The 25,167-nt window shown below is 47.9% G+C and carries 21 protein-coding genes; 4 read left to right on the top strand and 17 right to left on the bottom strand.

Translation table 11 applies throughout. The annotated features are described in order from the left end of the window. Nucleotides 1-4: 4 nt before the first annotated feature. Together O5O45_RS21015 and rfaQ are read left to right on the top strand one after the other, a co-directional pair. A complete protein-coding gene (locus O5O45_RS21015; protein ID WP_305901298.1) occupies nucleotides 5-1,132 on the top strand; it encodes a glycosyltransferase family 4 protein in 1,128 nt (375 codons plus the stop codon). Beyond that, nucleotides 1,129-2,223, top strand: coding sequence for a putative lipopolysaccharide heptosyltransferase III (rfaQ, locus tag O5O45_RS21020; RefSeq protein WP_305901299.1), 1,095 nt, complete (start codon nucleotides 1,129-1,131; stop codon nucleotides 2,221-2,223). Before O5O45_RS21015 ends, rfaQ begins: the two co-directional genes overlap by 4 nt. Here the strand turns inward: rfaQ and O5O45_RS21025 are convergent. The 17 genes from O5O45_RS21025 to typA form a co-directional block, all read right to left on the bottom strand. Continuing rightward, nucleotides 2,199-3,314 carry a glycosyltransferase gene (locus O5O45_RS21025; protein ID WP_305901300.1) on the bottom strand — a complete coding sequence of 372 codons (1,116 nt, stop codon included), beginning with the start codon at nucleotides 3,312-3,314 and terminating at the stop codon, nucleotides 2,199-2,201. The two genes, rfaQ and O5O45_RS21025, sit on opposite strands and share 25 nt — an antisense overlap. 34 nt (nucleotides 3,315-3,348) lie before the next feature. Beyond that, nucleotides 3,349-4,194: a glycosyltransferase family A protein gene (locus O5O45_RS21030; RefSeq protein ID WP_305901301.1), complete on the bottom strand. Its 846-nt coding sequence runs from the start codon at nucleotides 4,192-4,194 to the stop codon at nucleotides 3,349-3,351. Between the two features lie 42 nt (nucleotides 4,195-4,236). Next, entirely contained in the window at nucleotides 4,237-5,043 is an 807-nt protein-coding gene (locus tag O5O45_RS21035; RefSeq protein WP_305901302.1) for a glycosyltransferase family 2 protein, read from the bottom strand. A 20-nt stretch (nucleotides 5,044-5,063) separates the two neighbouring features. After that, nucleotides 5,064-6,257 (bottom strand): O-antigen ligase family protein, encoded by a 1,194-nt coding sequence (locus O5O45_RS21040; protein WP_305901303.1) that lies wholly within the window; start codon nucleotides 6,255-6,257, stop codon nucleotides 5,064-5,066. 86 nt (nucleotides 6,258-6,343) lie between these two features. After that, nucleotides 6,344-7,471, bottom strand: coding sequence for a glycosyltransferase family 4 protein (locus O5O45_RS21045; protein ID WP_305901304.1), 1,128 nt, complete (start codon nucleotides 7,469-7,471; stop codon nucleotides 6,344-6,346). A gap of 111 nt (nucleotides 7,472-7,582) precedes the next feature. After that, nucleotides 7,583-8,716: a glycosyltransferase family 4 protein gene (locus O5O45_RS21050; RefSeq protein ID WP_305901305.1), complete on the bottom strand. Its 1,134-nt coding sequence runs from the start codon at nucleotides 8,714-8,716 to the stop codon at nucleotides 7,583-7,585. Continuing rightward, nucleotides 8,703-9,467: a glycosyltransferase family 2 protein gene (locus tag O5O45_RS21055; RefSeq protein WP_305901306.1), complete on the bottom strand. Its 765-nt coding sequence runs from the start codon at nucleotides 9,465-9,467 to the stop codon at nucleotides 8,703-8,705. Before O5O45_RS21055 ends, O5O45_RS21050 begins: the two co-directional genes overlap by 14 nt. Beyond that, nucleotides 9,464-10,495 (bottom strand): lipopolysaccharide heptosyltransferase I, encoded by a 1,032-nt coding sequence (gene waaC, locus O5O45_RS21060; protein WP_305901307.1) that lies wholly within the window; start codon nucleotides 10,493-10,495, stop codon nucleotides 9,464-9,466. Before waaC ends, O5O45_RS21055 begins: the two co-directional genes overlap by 4 nt. Next, a complete protein-coding gene (waaF, locus tag O5O45_RS21065) occupies nucleotides 10,488-11,534 on the bottom strand; it encodes a lipopolysaccharide heptosyltransferase II (RefSeq protein WP_305901308.1) in 1,047 nt (348 codons plus the stop codon). The genes waaC and waaF overlap by 8 nt, the downstream gene beginning before the upstream one ends. 35 nt (nucleotides 11,535-11,569) lie before the next feature. After that, a complete protein-coding gene (locus O5O45_RS21070; protein ID WP_305901309.1) occupies nucleotides 11,570-12,493 on the bottom strand; it encodes a branched-chain amino acid transaminase in 924 nt (307 codons plus the stop codon). Nucleotides 12,494-12,590: 97 nt separating this feature from the next. After that, nucleotides 12,591-15,482 (bottom strand): bifunctional [glutamate--ammonia ligase]-adenylyl-L-tyrosine phosphorylase/[glutamate--ammonia-ligase] adenylyltransferase, encoded by a 2,892-nt coding sequence (glnE, locus tag O5O45_RS21075; RefSeq protein WP_305901310.1) that lies wholly within the window; start codon nucleotides 15,480-15,482, stop codon nucleotides 12,591-12,593. A 97-nt stretch (nucleotides 15,483-15,579) separates the two neighbouring features. Next, nucleotides 15,580-16,380, bottom strand: coding sequence for a DUF547 domain-containing protein (locus O5O45_RS21080; RefSeq protein ID WP_305901311.1), 801 nt, complete (start codon nucleotides 16,378-16,380; stop codon nucleotides 15,580-15,582). Nucleotides 16,381-16,403: 23 nt separating this feature from the next. Beyond that, on the bottom strand, nucleotides 16,404-17,324 hold the full coding sequence (locus O5O45_RS21085; RefSeq protein ID WP_305901312.1) for a CYTH domain-containing protein: 921 nt from the start codon (nucleotides 17,322-17,324) through the stop codon (nucleotides 16,404-16,406). A gap of 109 nt (nucleotides 17,325-17,433) precedes the next feature. Beyond that, entirely contained in the window at nucleotides 17,434-18,381 is a 948-nt protein-coding gene (locus tag O5O45_RS21090; RefSeq protein WP_305901313.1) for a porin, read from the bottom strand. A 745-nt stretch (nucleotides 18,382-19,126) separates the two neighbouring features. After that, a complete protein-coding gene (dtd, locus tag O5O45_RS21095; protein ID WP_305901314.1) occupies nucleotides 19,127-19,567 on the bottom strand; it encodes a D-aminoacyl-tRNA deacylase in 441 nt (146 codons plus the stop codon). Between the two features lie 93 nt (nucleotides 19,568-19,660). Continuing rightward, on the bottom strand, nucleotides 19,661-20,620 hold the full coding sequence (locus O5O45_RS21100; protein WP_305901315.1) for an alpha/beta fold hydrolase: 960 nt from the start codon (nucleotides 20,618-20,620) through the stop codon (nucleotides 19,661-19,663). A 99-nt stretch (nucleotides 20,621-20,719) separates the two neighbouring features. Next, nucleotides 20,720-22,537 carry a translational GTPase TypA gene (gene typA / locus O5O45_RS21105; RefSeq protein ID WP_305901316.1) on the bottom strand — a complete coding sequence of 606 codons (1,818 nt, stop codon included), beginning with the start codon at nucleotides 22,535-22,537 and terminating at the stop codon, nucleotides 20,720-20,722. A gap of 454 nt (nucleotides 22,538-22,991) precedes the next feature. Here typA and glnA point away from each other — a divergent pair, with 454 nt between their 5' ends. Together glnA and O5O45_RS21115 are read left to right on the top strand one after the other, a co-directional pair. Beyond that, nucleotides 22,992-24,398, top strand: coding sequence for a glutamate--ammonia ligase (glnA, locus tag O5O45_RS21110; RefSeq protein WP_305901317.1), 1,407 nt, complete (start codon nucleotides 22,992-22,994; stop codon nucleotides 24,396-24,398). 108 nt (nucleotides 24,399-24,506) lie between these two features. Continuing rightward, nucleotides 24,507-25,034, top strand: a complete 528-nt coding sequence (locus O5O45_RS21115) for a DUF4124 domain-containing protein (RefSeq protein WP_305901318.1) — start codon at nucleotides 24,507-24,509, stop codon at nucleotides 25,032-25,034. Nucleotides 25,035-25,167: the final 133 nt, after the last annotated feature.

Raw genomic sequence — 25,167 nt, forward strand, 5'->3', positions numbered from 1 at the left:
ACATATGAAAATTGCGCATATAGAAAGCAGCATCAACTGGGGCGGCCAGGAACTCCGTATTATCGAACAAATAGAGTGGTTACGGTCACATAAACATGAGGCGGAACTAATAGCGCGGGAGGACTCTAAAATCTACCAGGAAGCCCAAAAGCGCAACATTCCCGCTCATGCTCTGGATCTGCGCGGCTCAGCCAATCCTGGCACTGTACGCAATCTCTGCAAACTAATAAAACACAAAAAATACGATATCCTAGACTGCCATAGCAGCAGAGACGCCAGTTACTCCGCTCTAGCCAAGTTATTTACAGGACAAGTAGTTGTACGCTCGCGTCACGTCATTGACCCTATAAAAAACGACTTCCTGCACCGACTAGTCTGGCGTGTGGGCAATGACTTTATCATTACCACTGCGGAACACATAAAACAGCAAGTAATCCGCCTTGGGCTATCTACACCGGAGCGCGTATATGTTGCCGAAGCCGGAGTAGATGCAGACCGCTTCAAGTCTGATCTGCGCATGACACAAAAAGCGCTGAAGCAAGAGCTGGGAATTCCTGAAGAGCACTTGGTCATCGCCAACGTAGGAATGATTAGGCGGGATAAAGGCCAGCTGTATTTCGTAAAAGCCTGTACTGAAGTCGCTCAGCGCATACCAAACGTCACATTTATCCAAGTTGGAGAAGCAACTGATTCCACCCGTGGCTACAAAGAAGAAGTGATGATGGAGATTCAACGCTCTCCATTTAAAGATAGGTTCAAGTTTCTTGGCTATCACGCAGACGTCGAGAACTACCTGGCCATCAGCGATATCGTCGTCGTGTCTTCGGTGGAAACAGAGGCCAGAACACGTTTGGTCTCTCAGGCTTATTTGTGTGGAGCCAATGTGGTTGCGTCCAATATTGGCGGGCTTCCAGAAATGGTTGAACATGAACAAACCGGGCTGATCGCCCCAGCCGCTAATCCCAAAGGCATTGCAGAGCAAGTCCTCAGGTTGGTGGAGAATAAAGACTTAGCTGATCGACTACGCGCCAACGCCGCCCAGTACGCCCTCGACAAGCTGACAATGGAAGGTATGATGAGCGGGATGTTGAACGCCTACAATAGCGCCCTCTCTATGAAAGGCAAAAAATGAGCTACTTGCCCGACGCGATTAATTTTTCCCAGATCAAACGAATTCTGGTCACCAAACTACGTCATCACGGTGACGTACTATTGACGACCCCAGTCATTCACACGATTAAACAACAGCATCCGCACATTGAAATAGATCTGCTCATTTATGCTGACACCAAAGCGCTGGTTGAGCACAATCCCGAGTTAAGCCAAATATTTTGCATTGATAAAAAGTGGCGTAAACTTCCGCTGCTTCGGCACCTGCAGGCGGAAAGGACACTACGAAAACAACTGCAAGGACGACAGTACGACTTGTTAGTCCATCTTACAGACCACTGGCGAGGCGCAAAGTTGGCGAGAGCGTTAAAAACGCCCTACTCTGTGGCGGCCAAGTATCCTAAGCGCGCCAAGTCATTCTGGTGGAAAAAAAGCTTCACTCATTTATATCCTCTCCCCGAGACACCACGACATACTGTGGAAATCAATCTGGATTCACTCAGACGAGTTGGCCTTTACCCCGAATCTCAGCATAAACAGCTTGTATTGCAGACAAGTAACCAAGCGAAAGAATCTGTGGAAGGGCTGCTGAAGCAATTCAAGTTGGATAAATACTGGATTATTCACCCAACTTCCCGTTGGATGTTCAAGAGCTGGCCGGTTGAGAAAAACATAGAGCTAATCAAGATGCTCCAAAAAGCGAACGTTCCGCTAATTATGACAGCAGCGCCGGACGCACGGGAGCTAGAGATGATCCAGCAAATAAATGCAGGTCTTGAAAAGCCGCCTGTTACTCTGGCGGGGGAGCTGTCATTAGACCAGCTGACCGCTCTAATCGCCCAAAGCAGCGGGTTCATCGGCGTCGATACGGCCCCAATGCACATGGCGGCCGCATTGGATAAGCCAGTTGTTGCGCTTTTTGGTCCCTCTGACGAGAAGAAATGGGCGCCGTGGGGAGATAAGTCAAAAGTAATCGCCCACAGCGGCTTTAGTTGTCGCTCATGCGAGCTGGATGGCTGCGGTGGAGGCAAACTCAGTGAGTGCCTCTCCAGCATTGAAGCCGATACAGTATTTCAGACCGTTAAAAGTTATCTATCTGATAAGGAAGCATAGGCTTCGGAGAATACTTTCTCCATACGCTCCACCATCAATTCACGGGAAAAGCGTTCTTCTCCAAATTTACGGGCGTTGCGCCCCATCGTGCGTAAATGCTCTCTATCTGAGATCATTTGCGTCATGGCGGCAGTCATCGCCTTCTCGTTTCTGGGCGGAATCATCAGGCCGGTTTCGTTCTCCACGACGATTTCCCGAACACTTCCTACGTCCGTGGCGACGATTGGCAGCCCAGTTAACATCGCCTGCATAATACTTTGAGGCACCCCTTCGTTGTCATAGGAAGCCAGCACGAATAAATCCATAGCATGTAGATAATCCAACACATTATCCACCGTACCAGTCAAAGTGACGTGCTCGCCGATACCTAAAGCCGCAATTTGCTTCTGTACATTATCAAACTCTTCACCGCCACCGACCAACAGTAGGTGCGCAGAACTTCCCGACTTTAATAGTTCGGCAAATGCATCAACAAGATAGCTATGTCCTTTCCAGTCTCGCATGATCGCAACTTTTCCGATCACAGGACGATCCACAGGCAGTCCAAGTATAGTTTTGGCCTGATCCTTATCTTCCGCAAGCGGATATTTATCGATCTCCAACCCAGTCGGAATCGAAACCACCTTTTGCTTGGCGAATCTCGGCTGGCAAGTTAAATAGTCTCTCAACGTGTCTCCGGTTGTGACAATGTAATCAGCGCCTTTCGCGTATAGCCAAGTGGTGGGCCAATTATCATGGACAGGGGCGGAAACATGCCGCGAACGAACTACAGCAGGACGTTTGCTTAACCAGCGACTCGCCAGAGTGAAAAGCCAGCTATCGGTGGAGCTATGCGTGTTAACAATCATGGGAGGGTTGCTTTTCAGCCAGCGATAGGCCGCCAATAAGCCCTTAAAATTCTTGCGCTCAATGGGCACTGGAAAAACGGGAATGCCTCGCTTTTGAGCCGCCGCATATATCGGGGCATGCTCTGGACAAACGATGGTTACTTTATGCCCTTCCGCAATGAACCCTTCGCTCTCCCCTAAGATTCTTAACTCCTGGCCGCCCCATCCACAGGAAGACTCGGTGTGAAGGATATTGAGTTTCAAGTTCTACTCCAATCAATCAATGGAAACTGTCATTTCATTTCAATTTGGCGATAACATCGAACCTAGAGAAAACAGCGGCAATCTGCTTGTCGTTCCGACCATTTAGATTCGCGTTTTGTAAAGCGCTCAAGTGCGCCCCCTTCGTTTCAAAGAAATTACGCTTAAAGTGGTCCAATTTCAGGCAATTAGTTGACGCCAGCGCTGACATAGCCTTAAACCAAAGGTCGTCGCCATGGGCGCAAATTTCCATGAAGCACGCCGAGTCGAAAACCGGGGGAGCAAAGCTGCAAGGAGGATAAAGCACTCCTCCAGTACCTACAGGAATGACGCTCTTCCCTGATTCACGTCCTTGAATATTAGGCCAATACCGGTATTGGTTGAGTTCCCCCACTGCATTGAAAGTAATATAGCGGGCGCGATGGCATATAATCTGAGCGGGATTGGACTTATGAGCTTCATATAAGGTCGCCAGCCAGTCATGTGGATACAATATGTCATCATCGGCCGTTACGATGGACGACTGCGGGTATTCTTCCAGCGCGAATATCAGTTTTTTATAGGACTTAATATCCTCGCATTCCTTAATTTCCAAGCCTCGATCCTGAAGCTTGGAAATCTTTTTTGGCAACTTGCTCATGTCCTGCTTCGCAATCCAAAGTAGCAATCTGGACGGCTGGACGCTTTGATTTAAGATAGACTCCAAACAGATATGTAATTGAGCAAATCTTGGCGGATAACTGGTTAAACTGACAATGGGCGAACCTGAGCCAACATCCACTCCACATTGATTGGACACCAAAGACCTCATTTTTAAATACAGCTCAAAACGCCATTGCTTGCGTTCAACTCTATCTAAGCTGCGTCCAGTTTGCTTTTCCAACGCCTAGCCTCTCTCGTTATAGACTCTAAAACCCCTACCAAACTACTTTCTTTTGTAGAAAGGCTTCATCAACCCAAGACAGACTTTAAGAAGAGCAGCGGCGCATTTATCCTTCAACGGTGTTTGCTTAGGCTTCGTAAGCGCTTGTCTTAAAGACTTCAAGTAGATATATGAGTTATACATCTCTGGGTATTTTTCTCTCAATAATCGAGCGGTCGTTATAAAGTTATTGCTATATGTCAGTCGCTCATCTGCATGCAGGCGGATGATGGCTTGCGCCTCCGGCGCGTGAACAATTTTCTTTCCATTCATCAGAAAGTTAATAGCGATCTCCTTGTCCTGCCCATTTCGAAAACGTGGGTCATAACCGCCCCGCTCAATAAAGGCGCTTTTCCTTATAGTCACAGAGGAACCTGTATAACCAGGATTTTGATATATAAAACCAGATATTCTCGGCGTATTAACGGGATTCTTGAATGGCAGCACCTCTCCATTCAAAAGTTTATCCAATTTCGCAACAACCAGATCAGGCTTATCTTCATCAATAACTTTCTGAATTTTCTCTAGATACTGCGCTTCCCAAATATCATCATCGTCAAGAAAAGCAATAAACTCCCCTCCAGCCATGCACGCGCCGAAATTTCTGGCTTGAGCCGCTCCTGCACGACTCATAATACGATATAGCCGTACCGTATCAGGAAAATCCTGTTCTAGCTGACACGGTTCGGTGCCGTTGTCGACGACAATAATCTCATAGGGAGGATGAGTTTGTCGCAGCACCATATCTACGGTTGTATTGATATACTGCGGCCGATTATAGGTAGGAATGACAACCGATATTCTATTCACTCCAGACCGCCTCTCTGTTCTCAACTATCATTCCGCCTTGCTCCCCATCTGGAGTAGCTTAAATACAAACCCAGCGCCATCAGAGCTATAAACGCGGTATCTCTTCGCATTGTCGTGGTTACTAACCCCGCCACAGTTAACGTCAGCAGAGTATTCATTGCAATGGCCCACCAGCAAGCAAATATTGGATCTTCCCTAAGCCTGGGGAAATCCTGAAATAACGTAATCAGCCAAACCAGGAAAAAAAACAAAAGACAAAATAAACCCACCCCACCGTGCTCAACCAGCCAAGTCAGATAGACATTATGAGCATGCTCCACAAACCAAAAACGGTCAGGATTGTATGTTTCTCCCCGACTCTTAGCGACCTCTTTTATATAATCTTCTGTTAACTGCTTATACTCGTTGTAACCTCGTCCCAACAATGGCGCTTCAGGATATGCCTCTAATGCGGTATTCCATATTCTCTCCCTGGGAGTCAGTTTGCCCTCAAATACAGCGGACCACTGATTCTGTTTGGCGACAACGCCAGGAAAAAGCGTTATCAGTACAGCAGAGCAGCTCATTAAGACAGCAAGGACGATTACCGCGATTTTTCTGCTCCGCATAACAACTGGAATCAATGCGACTCCCACGGATAAGGCTGCAACGCCAATCGCAGCACGACTACTGGCCGCCATCAACCAAGCACCAACTACGGCTAAAGACACCGCCAGCACGGCAAATAGCAACCAACGCCTACGAAATAAAATGTATAAGAAACTGGATAGAAGAAACTGAAATACGATCAATACATACAATGACGCGTGGTTGACATGCTGAATATTTGGCAAACGCAGAACGATAAAACTGTGAGTACTCAGATAGTCAGGCCAGCTCCACGCCATACCTGCAAAGATAGATAGGGTCAGAGCCGTCAATATCAACCAATACTGTCGCGTTGAAAACTGCGAATACCTCAGCATGAAAAACAAAATCAAGTAACGAAGGACGTGAGAAACTTTTGTCGCCAGATCATCCTGCAGCGCAACCACCAGCTGGGTGGCAAACATGCTAAAGGCAAATAATATTACTGCCAGGTCCCATCTATCCCACGCCAGTTTGAAGTCTTTAGCACGAAAGCGATTGACAAGCCAAATCGCCATGAAGCCAACTAAACCGGTATTGCGCACCCCCTCAAGCAATGGCGTACCAACGATAACCGCCAACAGCAATGCAAACTCAACATTCCGCCATATCAAATCGGTCTTGCTTGTAAGCCGCTCGCAACAAGGCTGTGTCATAATTGAGCAGGCGTAAGTCACTTGTGGGAATTTGTTCGTGAGCCAAGCGCCTCACGATAAAGGTCAATATATTGTTGAGCGACTATTGGCCAGTCATGCTTCGCAATATACTCGATTGTAGATGCAGAGGTCTTTTGCATCAGCGGCCGATCAGCAAAAGCTTGTTCTATCAGATGAGCCATAGCATCTATATCTTCACTGGGAAATAACCAGCCATTTACACCTGGCGTCACCATTTCCAAGCATCCATCCACAGCGCTGGCGATGACCGGCAATCCCGCAGCCATTGCCTCTAACAACGAGTTCGAATACGGCTCTTTGCGGGATGCCGAAAGAAATACCGTTGCGCCTTTCAGCAACGCAATTTTTTCACCACCAATTTTAGGCCCGTGGAAGATAACCCTATCAGCTATCCCCAGTTCTTCTGCTAACTTTTCATACTTTTCGGTGTTGTCGCCACGCCCCACGATCCTGAACTCGATATCCTTCCGCTCCAGTTTTGCAAAGGCTTTCAGCATGATATCGAAGCCCTTTCTGGGAATTAGGTTGGCGACGCTGATAGCGTATGGTTTTTCCGCCTTAAAAGGCTCAACGCTTGAGAAGTCTTCCAGACTGACTCCGTTATTAATAATGTTTATACGCTCGGAAGAAATGCCAAAGTCTTCCATTACATCCGCCATATAGCGGCACTGGGCAATAAAGCGGTCAACAATATCTAGCCCCTTTCGCATCCGGCCCGTCGCATAATCGCTCTTGCGAATACCGCCTTCCGGCACAATATCACTGCCATGAGGACGACAAATAACTGGAAAGTTCATCCATCGACGCAGCTCACGTGCGACAAAGGTCTGCGGATAGGCGGCATGGCAATGCAGCACATTAAACCGGTACTTTCGATATACCTTGTAAAGGTCTATGAGTCTCAACCGGTTTCCGAACTTTTTTGATCTCGGGGCTTTGAATCGCACCACATCATAAGCATACTGACTGTCGTCGTACTTTCTTCTTTTCGGCGCCGGCGCCAAAACAACAACTCGAATACCGAGCTTACTACATTCTGTGGCCAAATGATGGAGCACTGTCTGCGCCCCTCCAATAGATGGCAAAAATACGTCAGTGTAAAAGCAGATACAGAGATTGGACATAGTAATCTTATATGTTTTCAATAGGCACAATAGCTCTAGCGCCCTGAGGATAAAGTTCACTTCCGCCTCTATACGAAGCTTTCCCCACAGGACACTACTAAAGTTCTCAATCTAACATGCCAACGACCGGTAGATTTCTTCATATTGGGTAGCGATATTACGCCAGCTTGATGGGCGGACACTAGAATAAGCCTTCTCAGCAAGACTTTTTCTTAAATCTCCGTCATGCCATAAGACCGAAATTGCTTCTGCTAATTGGTCCGTGTCTTCTACAGGGTAAGTTAATCCTGTGACGCTATGCTCAATTATCTCTCGATTACCGCCAACATCCGAAGCTATAACAGGTATATGCATAGCAATTGCTTCAACAATTGCATTTGAATACGCTTCTTTACGTGAAGAATTTATGAAAAGGCGCGCACCTTTCAGCAACCTTACCTTTTCTTCCCCGTCAACATGCCCAAGCAGCTCTACCCGCTCATTTAATCCCAACTTCCTGATCAGCGTACCAAGTAGCTCGGTATCCGGTCCGTGCCCCGCTATTTTCAATGTGATTTTAGGGTCAGACGTTTTAGCCATTGCTCTAATCAGGTTATCAAACCCTTTAACTGAACTCAGACGCCCCATTGCAAGCGCATAGTGTCCGCAACTACCCGCCATATTTTGCGAGGCAGTAAGAATATTGTTGTCGACACCATTATTGATAACCACAATTTTGTTTTCCGGCGCCATCAACTCCATCAACACAGACTTCATGTAAGCGCCTTGTGCGACGAAGATATCAACCGATTTCATTCCCAGTCTCAAGCGCTTCTCTACATAGCGGCTTTTCCTTATCCCACCATCAGGCACAATATCATTCCCATGAGGGCGACAAACTACAGGGACACTGACAAGACGCTTAAAGCTCCTGGCGACAAAGGTCTGAGGGTATGCTGCATGACAGTGAAGAAGGTCAAACTTAAAGGATAGATACAACCTGAGCAGATCTAAAAGAACCATCCTATTTCCGATTTTTTTCGACCCTGGCGCTTTAAACCTTACAACTCTGTATTCGTAATCATCATCACAGATTTCGTCACCTCTGAAATGTGGGGCCAGGACCACAACCTTAATGCCCCGTCTAGTGAGCTCGGTCGCCAGATGATGCAGCACCACTTGCGCGCCCCCCTGACGGGGGAAAAAAGTGTCCGTATAAATACATATTTTGAGCTCTCCTTGCACACCTGACCTAGCGGTCTTCATTTCCGCCCAACTCTCGCAACTTGGCGTACTTAAAGAAACTATTCATACAACCTACTACTATGTGAATTAGCCCTGGCGCGCCATCCAAGAAGCCTCGTTTAAGAAAATAAAACTTCATGAAACGAAATAATGGGCTAAGTATTAGTTGAACAAGAGAGAATTTTTTCCCTCTTCGCTTCAGCTCATGAGCCTGCAACGTCGTATAACGGTTTTGCTTTTCCAAGTAGGTAGAGACTCCATCCTCCGAGAAATGCAGCAAGTCCCCGTTTAAACGTCCAGCTTCCGACTCCAAAACTACTTTTTCATGGATGGGGTCATCACTCCAACGCCCTTTAGAGCGGTCAAACAAACGCAAACTCAAATCAGGATAGCCTTCTCCATGTCTGAGCCAGCGCCCCATGAATCTATTGCATCTCGGCATCGCGTAGCCCGAATAAGCTGGATTTTGCATTACTGCGCGAATTTCTTTCGCCAGCTCAGGCGTCACACGCTCATCCGCATCCAGACACAACACCCAATCATTCACAGCTTGCTCAACAGCAAACTGTTTTTGCTTGCCATAGCCCTGCCATGATTTTTCTATCACCCTGGCGCCAAGCGACTTTGCGATTTCTCGAGTATCGTCAACACTTCCTGAGTCAATGACCACCACTTCGTCAGCGAAAGCGACACTTTCAATACAGGCTTTTATTCGTGCAGATTCATTAAGCGTAATAATAGTCACACTCAATAACTTTGGATAAGGCTTCACGTTATTCGCTCTCTATCAACAAGCTTCATAACCCTTTCCCAAATCACTTCGGGAGAGAGCTCATTCCAGCATGGAGGATGGTCAAATTTGTCGCCCAAAACCTCATAGCGGCAGTGCTTTTGCATACAAGGCGCACAATGGTAGCTTGAGCCAAGAGAGGTTTGTTGCGCGCCGTATATTCCAGTGAGAGAGGGATTAGTTGGTCCATACAAAGCGATTGTTGGTTTAGCAAGCGCAGCCGCCAAATGGCCCAACCCTGTATCCACGGTGACTATGACTTGAGCCTTGGCGATGTGCTCCGCGATCCCTTTTAACGGCATTCGAGGCAATACCCGTACGCCTGTGGAAGCCTCCAAGCGTTCCGCCCGCGCTTTTTCTTCTTCATTCCCCCATGCCGCCCACACATTAAAGCCGGCCTCCCGGCACCGTCGAGCCAGATCAATCCAAAAAGTTTCAGGCCAGTGCTTGGTGCGCCATGTCGTACCGTGAAGAAACATAATCGTCGGCCCCGTATCTTCAGATTCAGCAGCGTTTATCTTGAGCCCATACTCTGGCTCACCTCTTTTCGCATAACCGAGCCCCTGCGCGAATAATTCGCGCGTCCTCTCCACTGCATGCATTTGCTTGGCGACTGAATAGCGTCGGTGATAGAAAACACTGGAAAGAGGCTCTCTCACGGACGTGCGGTCGTATCCGACGATTTCCGCACCAACTTTTTTGGCTATCAAGGCGCTTTTCAACAAACCTTGGGCATCTATAACAACGTCATAATCTGACTTAAGCTTTTCACCAAAACTCGCCCATTCACCAGTTCTCAACGCCCCATAGGGATTTTTACGCCAACGCCGCAACGCGGCAGGAATGACCTTGTTGACAGACGGATGCCAGGTAGGGATTTCTGCGAAAGCTTCCTCAACCACCCAGTCCAATTGTAAGCCCGGTACGTTCACCGCAGCCTCAGTGACTGCGGGCAGCGTATGTACGACATCTCCTAAGGAAGACATTTTCACCAGTAGAACTTTAGGCAAGGGGCGCAACTTCCTGACTGTCGGAACCACAAGGCAACTTATCCAACGCAGAGATGACCTGTTGCGCTGGTAACTGTTTGAGGCAGTTATAATGTCCCAAAGGGCAAGTACGTTCAAAACAGGGACTGCAGTCCAGACCCAAGCGAACGATTTGCTTGTGCTCAGTAAGTGGCGGCGTAAAGTCTGGAGAGGTAGAGCCGTAAACGGCGACCAGAGGACGCCCTAAGGCTGCAGCAACATGCATTAGGCCTGAATCGTTACTAACGACGCGAGAGGTTAATGACAACAACGCGACGGCTTCCTGCAGACTCGTCAAGCCAGCAAAGTTCACAACACCGACAGAGCCTGAGGCCGTCGCTATTTCTTCGCAAACAGGTTTGTCATTGGTGGAGCCAAACAACCAGACGCGCCATCCGTCTCGCAGATAATGGCGCGCAACGGCCGCATAATGCTCCGCAGGCCACTGCTTGGCGGCGCCAAATTCAGCGCCGGGACATAACCCCAAAATTGGCGTCCCATCCGCGTCTACGGCGTACTTAGCGCACACGTCCGCCGTAAGCTTCGCATCAGGTTTCAACTCTGGGTTGGGTATACGGCTTAAGTCAGCTTGTCCATTATCATAGGCAAGCGCCACAAAGCGCTCGATCATCAGCGGGAACTGCGCTTTATCAAGCTTACGAATGTCATTCAACAAGCCATAACGCATTTCTCCCCGCCAACCAGTACGCCTTGGTATGCTCGCAAACCAGGGAATTAAGGCGGACTTCAATGAGTTAGGAAGAACAATGGACCAAGCGTAGTCCTTAGCCTTTAAAGACGCAGCCAGTTCCCGCCGCGCCTTCAACATCAGCTTGCCATGCCCCACCGGCATATCGATGGCGTCCCTCACTTCCGGCATAGCCTCAAGAATTGGGCGACTCCAGCCTGGAGCAAGGACGTCTATTTGAGCGTCCGGGTAAAGGCGCACAAGCACTTTAAAAAGGCTTTGCGCCATCACCATATCGCCAACCCAAGAGGGCCCGATAATCAGAATATTCAAGGGCTGGCGCCTCTTACCAGGAAATAAACTAAAACTTAGGCGACGGGCGTCAGCCAGTGCTTGAACTCTTCGTTACGTCCTTTGACTACGTCGAAGTACAGCGACTGCAATCTTTCAGTAATCGGCCCACGCAGACCGGAGCCAATTGGACGTCCATCCAGCTCTCTTATCGGCGTAACTTCCGCCGCAGTACCAGTGAAAAACGCCTCGTCAGCAATATAGACTTCATCACGGGTGATACGCTTCTCCACCAACTTATAGCCCAAATGCTCCGCCAGATGAAAAATCGTGTTACGAGTGATGCCGTTGAGGCAGGAGGTCAACTCCGGTGTGTATATAACGCCATCACGGACAACAAAGATGTTTTCTCCGGAACCTTCCGCCACATAACCTTCCGGGTCAAGTAGTAATGCCTCATCGCACCCACACGCCAACGCTTCGTTCAAAGCCAGCATAGAGTTGATGTAATGACCGTTCGCTTTAGCGCGGGTCATAGAAATGTTCACATGATGACGAGTATAAGAGCTGGTGCGCACCTTGATGCCTTTCTGCAACGACTCTTCACCCAAATACGCTCCCCACTCCCAAGCGGCGACGATCACATGCACGCTCAGATTATTAGCGCGCAGCCCCATACCTTCAGAGCCATAGAACGCCATGGGGCGCATATAAGCTGAGCTCAGATTGTTGTCACGCACCGCCTGACGTTGAGCTTCATTAAGCTCATCCTTGGAAAAGGGCAGCTTCATGTTCATGATATGAGCAGAGTCAAACAACCTGTCGGTATGCTCCTGCAAACGAAAAATCGCCGCCCCCTCAGGAGTCTGGTATGCGCGGACGCCTTCAAACACGCCCATGCCGTAATGCAGCGTATGTGTTAACACATGCACATTGGCGTCACGCCAAGGCGTCATTTTGCCGTCGAACCAGATCAAACCGTCACGATCAGCCATGGACATAGCAGTCAACTCCTTCGGGGCCCAAAGCCACACATTCTTAAACTGTAACCCGACTTTAACGTCGGAAGAGTATTAGTTAATCAGAGGAGCAACCAGGTCACTCCGCAAATACTTTTTCCCAAAACGCCACAACCCAACGACGCTCTTCCAACAGCTCGTCAGCTTGTATTCGCGCAGGAAGATTCTGAAGCGCTAGCCGGTGCCCGCGAGAGCGAAGCAAGCGATAGATGTCGCACAGTTTATCCGCATCTTCAGGAGTGAAAATACCGGCCTCACCCAATGCTTCCAATATCCTGATGTTGTCGCTCCAGACAACAATCTGAGGGTATTCATTCGCCCAGCGCAAAGCTGCATATTGAACCATAAATTCGATATCAACGATACCGCCCCCATCATGCTTGAGATCGAAATAAGGCAGGCTTCCTGAGGAATCCGACTTGGTTCCGAGAGAGGCGCGCATTTTCTCTCTCATCTCCATCACTTCTGCGCGCAATTTTGCTGGGTCACGAGGTTGCGTAAGAATGTCTTTCCTTACTTTTTCAAACTCTGCGCGAATACCGGGACACCCCGCCACCGCTCTCGATCGGACTAGAGCCTGGTGCTCCCAAGTCCACGCGCTTTTTTCCTGGTATTGCTGAAATGCGCTAACAGAGCTGACCAGTAATCCCGAGTTCCCAGAAGGTCGCAGACGCATATCCACTTCATATATATCTCCAGAAGCCGTTTTCGTCGTCAGCAGATGGATAATTCTCTGCCCAAGGCGGGTGAAAAAGACTGGATTGGCGATACTGGTTTCACCATTCGTACTTAAATCTCCTGAAGCGCCATGCAGAAATACTAGATCCAAGTCCGAACCGTAACTCATTTCAATCCCACCAAGCTTTCCATATCCGACAACTGCAAATCGCATATCGTTTGGCGGAGCATCTTCGTAGCCTGGCTCGCCGTATTTCTTCACCATCGTTTCCCAAGCTTCATCCACCACCTGCTCAATAATGGTTTCAGCGATAAAAGTCAGGTAATCACTCACTTTCATCAGGGGCAGAGTCTCACGCAAATCAGAGGCGGCCACACGTAATACGTGAGCCTTTTTAAAGTACCTCAACGCCTCCATTTGCTCTTCCAGATCATCATTGGGAATGCGCAACATTTGCTGACGGAGTTCATCACGCAATGCAGAAGTATCAGGCGGAGTGTAAAGGCTACCTGAATGCAATAACTCATCAAGCAGCAAGGGCGTAGTTACAATTTGCGTCGCGATCCAGGCGCTTTCCGCGAACAACCGAATAAGTTCGGTCAGCGCGCTTGGGTTCTCATTCAGTAATGCTAAATAAGCACTTCTCCGCAGAACAGCTTCAACCAGAGCCAATAGTCTTCTGCACGTTTCATGCGAAGCCCTGCTGTACGCCAAAGACTGAAGCAGGTTGGGCATGAACTCATCTAAACGCTCTTTTCCCTGCAACTGAATATGCTGCACTCGTGAGCTCTGGCGAAGCTGCTTCACAGACTCATAGATTTCCACTGCCTGTTCACATCCAGACTGCGATAACAACTCCAGCGCCTCATCCTGAGTTAATCTGCCCGCCCAAAGAGCCCGCCACTCGACCGTATCTGGACGCTCTAAAGGAGCTTCCCTGCGCTCAGCAATAATGTCGGCAAAATGCTCCGATACACAATCCCTGAATTTATCTAATTGAATTCGACATTCACTCCACTCCGAGAAGCCCATTGCCACAGCAATCCGCTCCCTCCCCTCCTCATCCTTTGGTATCTCCTGAGTCTGCTTGTCTTCAAGACCTTGAATAGCATGCTCTAAATTGCGCAGAAATATATACGCCTCCCGTAACTCAGTCGCTGCGGCGACAGGTAGAAGCCCTTCGTCTTCGAGGCATTCCAGAGTCAGCAGCAGGTTCCGTTGCTGCAGCCTGACATCTCGGCCACCGCGCATCAGTTGGAACACCTGGACGATAAATTCAATCTCTCTAATACCCCCTCGCCCTACTTTAATATTTCCATCCTGACCTTTACGCTGAACCTCTCTTTCTATCATCTCCTTCATCGCTCTCAGCGCCTGAACTGCGCCAAAGTCGATATATTTACGGTAAACGAAAGGCTTAAGCGAAGTTAGTAGCTCTTCACCCGCCTCAATATCGCCAGCGACCGCCCTGGCCTTGATCATCGCATACCGTTCCCAATCCCGACCTTGCTCCTGGTAATAAGCTTCCATAGCCGCAAAGCTAAGAGCCAGAGCCCCACTCTGCCCGTATGGCCTCAGCCTCATATCCACCCTAAACACAAAACCATCGGCCGTTGTTTTATCTAACGCCTGTATTAACCTCTGCCCCAATCGAGTGAAAAACGCCTGATTATCCAAAGAGCGAGTCCCACCCTGAGTCTCACCTCTTTCAGGAAACGTGAATATTAAATCAATATCCGATGATACATTGAGCTCGCTCGCCCCAAGTTTCCCCATAGCGAGAACAACCAAATGCTGCTTATCGCCAGCGACAGAGTGCGGCTCCCCCAACTGCTGACTCATATCACGATAGATCCAACCCAAAGCCTCATCAATACAGGCTTCTGCAAGCCATGAGACCTCACGGGCTGTGACTTGATAGTCCGCCAAGCACACCAAGTCTCGCCATATAATTCGAAACATCATCCGTCGGCGAAACTGCCTCAGTATTCGAAGCAAGTCATCCTCCTTCTGAGCTTCCGACAACTCTTCGACCAATAACCTTCGGAAATCGGCAGGTTGATAATCTTTTTGATACTTGGAAGACTGCAAGAAATTGAGAGCCAGGCCGGGCTCCCTAAGAACGATTAAGGCGAGGAAATCACTCACTGCAAAAGCGCGGAGAATATCGGGAAAGAAAGGAGAAAATGCGCCTAAAGTCTCGGCAGGCAGGCCAGCAAACTCATCCCAATACTTCTGAATCGCTGGATGAATTGCTGACGGATATAACTTTAGCTCGCTTGGCGCAGCCATTAGTCTGTGCTCCCCTGATCAGAATTTCTTTTCCTCAGAATAGCACGATCAGAACCATAGCTAACGCTTCAATGTGTGACGCCCTTATGTTAATAAATTACCAATCGCTCTTTGCCAATGCCTGCCTCAACTCTGAACGATTCAAAGTAGCATTAACATTCCAGTTGTAAGGCAAGTCCGTAGAGAACTTAATATTCATAGGTAAGTCTCGTCGATACTTACGGACAAACGCCTCAACCCCACCTACCACTGCGAAATCATCCTCAAACCAGCCAAATATACTAGACAAGTGGATAACATCATTCTCTATTACAATCCCTTTATTTTCCTGCGTTAAATATTTTTTTGATTGCTCTTCCAACTGCTGATTGAGATTACTCGCAGTATAAGGCTCAATACGTAAGTCTGGGCAACTCATAGATGCACAGTTAAGCGCCATGTGAATCCTTGGATCACCCATCTTACGAAGAATTCCATGCTCCAAATAACGCAGAGTCACCTTCTCTCCACACAAGACCCCTGCATCAAACGTCCAAACGGGCTTAAAGAAGGAACCCAACGATTTAAGCTTAGTAATTGGCCAGTTATCGACGACCATTTTGATAGCGAGAATATTATAGCCATTTAGGTAAAAGGCCATACGCTCTTCAGGAGTCTCAAGATCAGACAAAGGGAAGGTAGCGATCTGCTCGACTAATTTGGCAAATTTCTCATTTCCTTTTAACGCCCCATAGTCGACAAAGTTGGCATCCATATATTCTTTGTGATCAGGTTTAACATATTGCCGCAGTAGCTCTGAGTATGCCGACCAGTCTGGTTCCTTGGCGTTTGCTGTAAATGCAATAAAAGCAGCTAACGCTGTACATAAGAAGCAAATAGACCTCAAATTGATGCGCATACTCTTACCTTCTGAAAGCAGAATTAACCCGTTAGCTCCCTCCTCAGCACTTCCAAACCTATCAAGCCAGGCGCTGTGGAGTTAAGTATATACTCAGAAAAACCAACCCCTTGCTCTCTACTTAACCACTGAAATAAAGACTCAACTTCAGCTTTAACTAACTGCCCCATCATGTTTCCTTTGGAACCACTTAAAGTCAGTAGTGAGCTTATCCCAGCCATACATTCAACGTACTGATACCAATCCTTGCCATCATCGTTGGCTGCAGCTTCCATATAGCATGCCAATTCATCAATTAATTCATCGAGCAGTGTACTTACTATGCGCTCAGGATCACACTCCCGCTCAGTCGCAGTGACTCCTGCAAGACTGTATCCACGAGCCGCTTTGCTTTTCTTACTCAACCAACAGGGAACTTGCTTAGCTATTTTCTCAGCCACAGCTATAACGCAAGACACATCGCCTTCTTTGAGCTCAATTTCAATCTCGGATATGGGTTGAACTCCACCAGCACTGCGAATTTCACCAATATCTAAAGCCAACTCAAATACGCTTCCGCCAACCTCTACCATCCATTTGGTACGCTCAAATTTGGTTTCAAAGACAGGCCCAACCCTCTCCAACTCTATACCTTTGACAGCTTCCACCTTTGAAAGTTTCGTAATATCCAACTTATTTTCTGATAATTGCCAGTTCCACTCGTCACGAACATGCAAACCAGCCACACACCTGCCGCTCCCCTTCAGAGTTTGCTCCCAGGTATCTCCATGATTCCGTATTCTCAAAGCAATCTTTGAGCGCTGCATAGCAAAGTTAGGAGTGTCGTAATATACATTTTGGAGTATTGAGCTTGAGTTCGGATTCCCCCAGATTTCTATGAGATCAGAATACGTTCTTGACAGCCTCTTTCGAGGAAAAGAAAGCTTAACCTCGATTTCTTTCATGATTTTTCTCCGCACGCCCACATAAATCGCCAGCTTCTTATATTATTTTGAGCAAAAAAAAACCGGCTCTGAGAGCCGGTTTTCTTTCTGAAAATACTTTCAGACAATATTAGAACGCGTAGGTTGCGCCAACATTGAAAGTCTCAATGTCAGTGTCATCACCACCGCCTGCAGGTTCTACAGTTTTCAGGTCATACTCAACATACACATACATGTTGTCAGACAGATTGTGCAGGGCCTGAAGTGTAATTTCACTTGCTTCTTCATCGCTCTCAAAGTCAGCAAAGCCATATGCTGCTGCGAACTGAGTTGCCCCCATGGTGTAAACACCACCAAGCGCCCAAAAATCAACGTTTTCGTCTTGAGTCTCGAACTGACCGATTACTTTGAAGTCGCCGAATTTGTATGAACCAGACAAACCGATTACGTCTTCACCACCATCCAAGTCATTAATTGCGTAACCCAATACAACCTGCAGCGCTTCCATTTCATACTTAGCAGCAACAGAAGCGGTATACTCAGAACCACCTTCCAAAGACTTAGTCACACCAACAGTGAAACCGCTAAAGCTTGGGGAATAGTAATGCAGAGTATCACTCTCTGCCATTCCCGCCACGTCACCAGCAACACCTACGGATTCAAACAAGTCAATTTGGTCAACCCACTCATAAACGGTATCTTCTGAACCCGCCAAAACAGTACCGAAGTCACCTTTAACACCGATAAAGGCTTCATCAAACTTCTCGCCTAAGCCTTTATTGGTAGCTTGGTCATCAGCATCAAAGTGAAACTCTGCTTTGAAGAAGCCTTCAACGCCAGGCATAATTTCATGCTTGTGTTTGAAACCGATAGTAGACCCATTATCAGCAAAGTCAGTGTTGCTGGCTTCACCAGCACCAGTATCAACATTTACATACGACTGAACTAACTGAATGTTACCGTAAACGGTAGGCATGGAATCTAAACGAGCAGCCAGCTCAGAGGCCGGATCCATCGCAAAAGTGGTAGAAGAAATCGTTGCAGCGGCAACAGCTGAAGCGATCAAAGTCTTTTTCATTTCGTCTTCCTTTTGTGTGTTAAATCAACTTCTTTCGAAGATTGATGGTTAAAAGCCACATTTTTCTTTATATAGGCAAAAAATTTTCGCCAATTTATAGTTCGTGATTATGTCAACTTAATGACATTTTTCAATCCGATGTTTTGTCTATATCAAAGCCTCCTTTTTCGCCGCACCCCATCAGTTTTTAAATGTTGATAGATTTTCGCAAATCAGGCCTCTTCACAGAGGTCTACATTTCTTCACTGAAGGTCAGCCAAAAAGGCTTAAATTTCCACTCTATCAACAACTTACCATCAAAGCCTTGACAGCTCTTTTTGCAGAGAGGCAAAAAATCCTTACAAACAACGGGTTATACAACTTTCCTAAACAAGAAAATTAATAACCATATGTAATACAATGTTGTCGTTTTTGCAACCAAAAAGTGCCTCTATGGCATTTTTTTTTGTAACAAAAAATCTACTTTCAAGCCCTAAAAAGGCCGAGGGGGCTTCCCCCTAAAAAACCAAAACTTTTTACAATCAAGCAGTTAAATCGACCGCTTTGCGTGCTCTTTAATCGCCTGATATTGGCGCAGCTTTCTTTACCTAAACAAACATACATAGAAGCGCACCAGTACTATAACAAAGGAATTATATTATTGGGCCATCCATCCCATAGTGGATTTCCGAAACCCAAGTAGCTTCAAACCACTCGATTTTGCTGAGCAGGCGTAAAGCATAAAACTCTTAATTTCAATACTCTTTTACTCCACACGAAGCGAAAATGTTGTTGGGCCAACATTGGCCAGCGTCACTTCCATGTCCGCACCAAACTCTCCCGTCTGAACCTTGCTTACTATTATTGAAGCCTTATTAACAAAATGATCGTAAAGCTTCTCGCCTAATTCAGGCGAAGCTGCAGAAGAAAAACTTGGTCTCATTCCTTTTTTTGTATCAGCCGCCAACGTGAACTGCGATACAACCAACAACTCTCCATCTATGTCCTTGAGGCTTAGATTCATCTTGCCATTCGTATCAGCAAAAATACGGTAGCCCACAATTCTATCTAACAGTCTTTCCGCCTGACGCTCGGTGTCATTTGGTTCAACCGCCAGCAAAACGAGAATGCCTTCACCGATTGAACCAACTGTCTCTCCATCCACTTTGACGGAAGCATGCGCAACGCGTTGAATCAGTCCGATCATTTATTACGCTCGCGCTTAATCTTTAAGGAACTGTTACAGCCTTTTTAAACATTTGCGGCATTAAAACTGCCTATTACTTAACTGTCAATAGGACTAGCCATTAAGTTTCGATACGCCACCGATCCTATCCGCCATAGAGCCAATAGATTTAATCATCGCATCAACCATCGCAGGATCTCTCACTGAGTGACCAGCGTCTCTAATGATGTACAAATCGCTACCTGCCCAGTTTTGGTGCAGGTCAAACGCTCTCGCCAAGGGAGAAATAGCGTCATAACGGCCATGAACAATGATGCCCGGTATGTCTTTTAGATGAGCTTCTGAGCTCGCTGGCTTGTCGGTCAGCTCCTGATAGAACTTACAGCCCAATATCGCCAAAGAAATGGCTTGGTGAGGGTGTGTCAATCTATCCACCAAGTCCTGACAAGGATGAAGAGTGGAAATCTTAGCCACCCATGCAGCCCACTGCTTTGCGGCCTGTATCTGAAGCAGCTCGTTCGCGCCACTCAGATATTTTGAAAAGTAGCTTAGTATTTGCTCAACGCCTTCTTGCGGGCAATCCTTCATCACTTCATGCCAGGCATCTGGAAACATTTTTGGGGCCCCTTCCGCCAGCATCCATGAAATCCCCGCCGCATCAGCAACAAAGTAACCAGAAATCACCACTCCTAATACGGTTTCAGGGTGGGCGCAGGCATATTGTTGCGACAGAAAGCCCCCCCATCCCATCCCAATCAGCATCCATTTATCAATGGCCAGGTGTTGCCTCACCCGCTCAATATCCTGGATAAGAATATCTGGACGGTTATGATTAGTCTCAGCTAATGGCGTAGATTTACCGCAGCCCCTCTGATCCATCATGATGATACGGAAACGCTCAGAGTCCAGCAGGCGTCGACAGAATGGGTCTGAGCCGTATCCTGGCCCGTCATGCACAAACAATACTGGCAGTCCGTCTTTATTGCCGGACTCCTCAATATAAATTGTGTGAAGATTATCTACAGGAAGGAAATGTTCTTTGTGAGGCTTTAGATCTGGGTATAAGGTGAGCATTCGGCTTTTCCAGCATTGTCCTTTAACTCGAAAGAACTATAGCACTCTGCGGAAAAGCCGAAAACTTTATAGATCACTTTATCCAATTACTTTTGGATTTCAGTCCTTAGTACGGTCAGCGCGCTTACGCTCGTGCTCTTTCAGCAACTTCTTGCGAATCCTGATATTGCTGGGCGTCACTTCAACCAGTTCATCGTCTTCAACGAACTCTAACGCCTGCTCCAGAGAAAAACGAATCGGCGGAGTCAGAAGAATATTCTCGTCCGTACCAGCTGCGCGAATATTGGTCAACTGCTTGGCCTTGGTCGGATTAACAACCAAATCGTTATCTCGACTATGCAGACCGATAATCATGCCTTCGTAGACTTCAATGTTTGGATCCACGAACAGACGACCACGGTCCTGTAGGTTAAACAGCGCATACGCCAACACTTTACCCGCCACATTTGAGATAAGAACGCCATTGTTACGTTCAACGTTCACACCTTCTTTCACAGGGCCGTAATGATCAAAGATATGGGTCAGAATGCCTGTACCTGAAGTCATGGTAAGAAACTGAGAGCGGAAACCAATCAAGCCGCGAGAAGGCACAATAAACTCTAAACGAGTACGTCCTTTGCCGTCCGGGATCATGTTGACCAACTCACCGCGACGCAGCCCCATCACCTCCATGATCGATCCCTGGTGCTCATCCTCCACGTCGATAATAACCTGCTCGTAGGGCTCGACCTTCTGTCCATCAATCTCTTTTACGATAACTTCTGGACGGGAAACGCCTAATTCAAACCCTTCACGACGCATGGTCTCGATCAAAACGGATAAATGCAACTCACCGCGACCAGATACAATGAATTTGTCAGGAGAGTCGCCTTGCTCTACACGCAACGCTACGTTGTACAGCAGCTCTTTCTCCAATCTTTCCTTGATATTTCTACTGGTAACGTACTTACCTTCTTTACCAGCGAATGGCGAGTCATTGACCTGGAATGTCATGCTGACGGTCGGCTCATCTACGATCAACGCGGGAAGTGCTTCCGGACGTTCCGGGCTACATAGCGTATCGGAGATATTCAACTCATCCAAACCAGTAACACAGATAATGTCCCCGGCTTCCGCCTCAGGCACGTCCACGCGCTGCAGGCCGTGATAGCCCATTACGGTTAATACGCGCCCATTACGCTTGCCGCCATCGCGATCAACCACAACAACAGGCGTATTAGTTTTTACTTTACCGCGCGAAACGCGACCAATTCCGATAACGCCAACATAGCTGTTGTAATCGAGGGCGCTGATCTGCATCTGGAAGGGGCCATTAACATCGACAGAAGGAGCGGGAACCTTTTCAACCACCATTTCAAACAGAGGCGTCATGTCTTGTTGCAATGCATCCGGCTCAAGTCCCGCAATGCCGTTCAACGCTGAAGCATAAATAACAGGGAAGTCTAGCTGCTCTTCTGTAGCGCCTAGGCGGTCAAAAAGATCCATCACTTCACCGACGACCCAATCAGGACGAGCGCCAGGACGATCCACTTTATTGACAACAACGATAGGCTTCAGCCCACGAGCAAACGCTTTTTGAGTCACGAAGCGAGTTTGCGGCATAGGACCGTCAACTGCATCGACGAGCAGGAGAACAGAGTCAACCATAGACAGAACACGTTCAACTTCGCCGCCAAAGTCGGCGTGTCCAGGAGTATCTACGATATTAATTCGGTAATCATTCCACTTGATGGCGGTATTTTTCGCCAATATAGTAATGCCGCGCTCTCGTTCCTGGTCATTGGAATCCATAACGCGTTCAGCGTCCATGTCCTTGCGGCCTAAGGTGCCCGACTGCTGAAGGAGTTTGTCGACCAGAGTGGTTTTACCGTGGTCAACGTGGGCAATAATAGCAATATTTCTTAATTTCTCGATCACAAAAAACACCTGCAAAATAAACAGTCATGGGCTGAGGGCGCGACATTATAGCTGACGCCTGAATCTTTTTTATACATCTTTATACACCCTCCCGAAAATTTATCTATTCTTAGCCTGATACCAAAATGGTGCACGGCGCCCCAAAAGCGCACAGCCGCCCCAAAATTCGCACCATGATAGTGCAAACCTATTGAAAGGTTAGAGAAGTCGTCACGCTCACAGTTCATGGCGTCTTTTAAAAACAAGGAGTTATGATCAAAAAATCTCTTGGCAAATAATTTGCTAATCAGGAAAACCAGAAGCAACTGACCATGAGGCGTGATAGTATTTTTGCGCTCGTTAGACTTCCCGGAACGCTCTCCCCTCCACGGGTCTGTTTCATGGTGGCGAGGATACACTACTGCAGTGTTTCGGTTTCACCTCAACATAAATAAAATCTTACGGAGTAACTGGAATGTCAGAGAAAACTCTGAATCTTATTAAAGAGCACGAAGTTAAATGGGTTGATATGCGCTTTACCGACACTAAGGGTAAAGAGCAGCACGTGACTATCCCTGCTAGCGAAATCTCTCCGGAATTCTTTCAAGAAGGCAAAATGTTTGACGGTTCCTCCATCGCTGGTTGGAAAGGCATCAACGAGTCAGACATGATCCTGCTGGCGGACGATGAAACCGCCGTCATCGATCCGTTCACTGAAGAGACCACTCTGAACCTGACTTGCAACATCATCGAACCCGCCACCATGCAGGGTTACAATCGCGATCCTCGCTCTATCGCCCAGCGCGCAGAGGAGTACCTGAAGTCCACAGGCATCGCGGACACTGTATTGTTTGGACCAGAGCCTGAATTCTTCATTTTCGACAGCGTAAAATGGAAGTCCGACATCAACGGAGCCATGTACGAAATCTATTCCGAAGAAGCGGCCTGGGTATCTGGCGACGACTTTGAAAGGAACAACGTAGGTCACCGTCCTGGCGTAAAAGGCGGTTACTTCCCCGTACCTCCCGTTGACTCCCTGCATGATCTACGTGGCGCGATGTGCGCAGCGATGGAATCCATGGGTTTGACCATCGAAGTACACCACCACGAAGTAGGCACCGCAGGTCAGTGTGAAATCGGCGTTGGCGCCAACACCCTGGCGCGCAAAGCAGACGAAGTGCAAATTCTGAAGTACTGCGTACACAACGTAGCGCATGCTTACGGCAAGACTGCGACCTTCATGCCCAAGCCTCTTGTTGGCGACAACGGTTCAGGCATGCACTGCCACCAATCGCTGTCCAAAGACGGCAAGAACATTTTCTCTGGCGACGGCTATGCTGGTCTGAGCGACATCGCCCTGTACTACATTGGCGGCATCATCAAGCACGCTCGCGTATTGAACGCTTTCACAAACCCTTCCACTAACGCGTATAAGCGTTTGGTGCCAGGCTTTGAAGCGCCGGTTATGCTCGCTTACTCCGCTCGCAACCGTTCCGCTTCCATCCGTATTCCTTTCGTCACCAACCCGAAAGCGCGTCGGATTGAAGTCCGCTTCCCAGATCCTTCCGCCAACCCTTACTTGGCGTTCGCCGCCATGTTGATGGCTGGTCTGGACGGTATTCAGAACAAGATCCACCCTGGCGACGCTATGGATAAGGATCTGTACGATCTGCCGAAAGAAGAAGCCATGAACATCCCAACAGTATGTAGCTCTCTGTCACAAGCTCTGGATTATCTGGAGAAGGACCATGAGTTCCTGACCAAAGGCGACGTGTTCACCAAAGACATGATCGAAGCTTACATCGAGTTGAAGCGCAAAGAAGTAGAGCGTCTGGACATGACCACTCACCCAGTCGAATTCGAGATGTACTACTCTGTATAATCCGCTGCGAAGTTAACTACGACGGACTTGAAAACCCCGCAATCTGCGGGGTTTTTTTTGGTTCCGCTTCTGCTACAGTTCAAGTAACTGGTCAATTGGGTTGAAGTTATGAAATCTCGGTTCGCTTATATTCTTCTTTCTTCTGCGCTTTTTTCTTCTTATTCAGGTCTGGCCTGCGCAGAAATTTATCGCTGGGTCGACGCACAAGGCAATGTGGAATATTCCGACCAGGAGAGAGAGGGCGCCGAGAAAGTCGAAGTTGGCCCAACCGCAACGATAACCATGCCAAAAATGACGGATATACCGCCTCGCAGCAATGATGAGCCGGAGCCTGCGCCTTCAAGCTACTATGCAACGCTGAATATAACCTTCCCCACCAATGACTCCGCTTTTCACTCCGGTAACGGCGATCTGACCGTATTATTCACATCGGATCCAACTCTGTACCCCAATCACAGCTACCGCGTCTCGCTGGACGGAAGCCCGGTTGGAACAACCAAGGATAACTTCCTTGAGCTGAAAGGCGTTAACCGGGGCACACACTCCGTTTCTCTTGATGTGATTGATAATTCAGGCGTTGTCCAGAGCGCAGCGCCAGTGCAGTTCACCATTCATCGCCCCAGCATAAAAAACTAGCCCAACATAACGCACCAAAATAGCGCATAATTAAAAACTAGCGCATCCACTTTGTGCATGACGCGCCATGATCACGCACATCGCCGCAGACTTACGTTGCGCCAAAGCCCGCTTCTGGAGCGCTTCCTAGGGG

It is taken from the genome of Hahella sp. HNIBRBA332, from assembly GCF_030719035.1.
Classification (GTDB): Bacteria; Pseudomonadota; Gammaproteobacteria; order Pseudomonadales; family Oleiphilaceae; genus Hahella.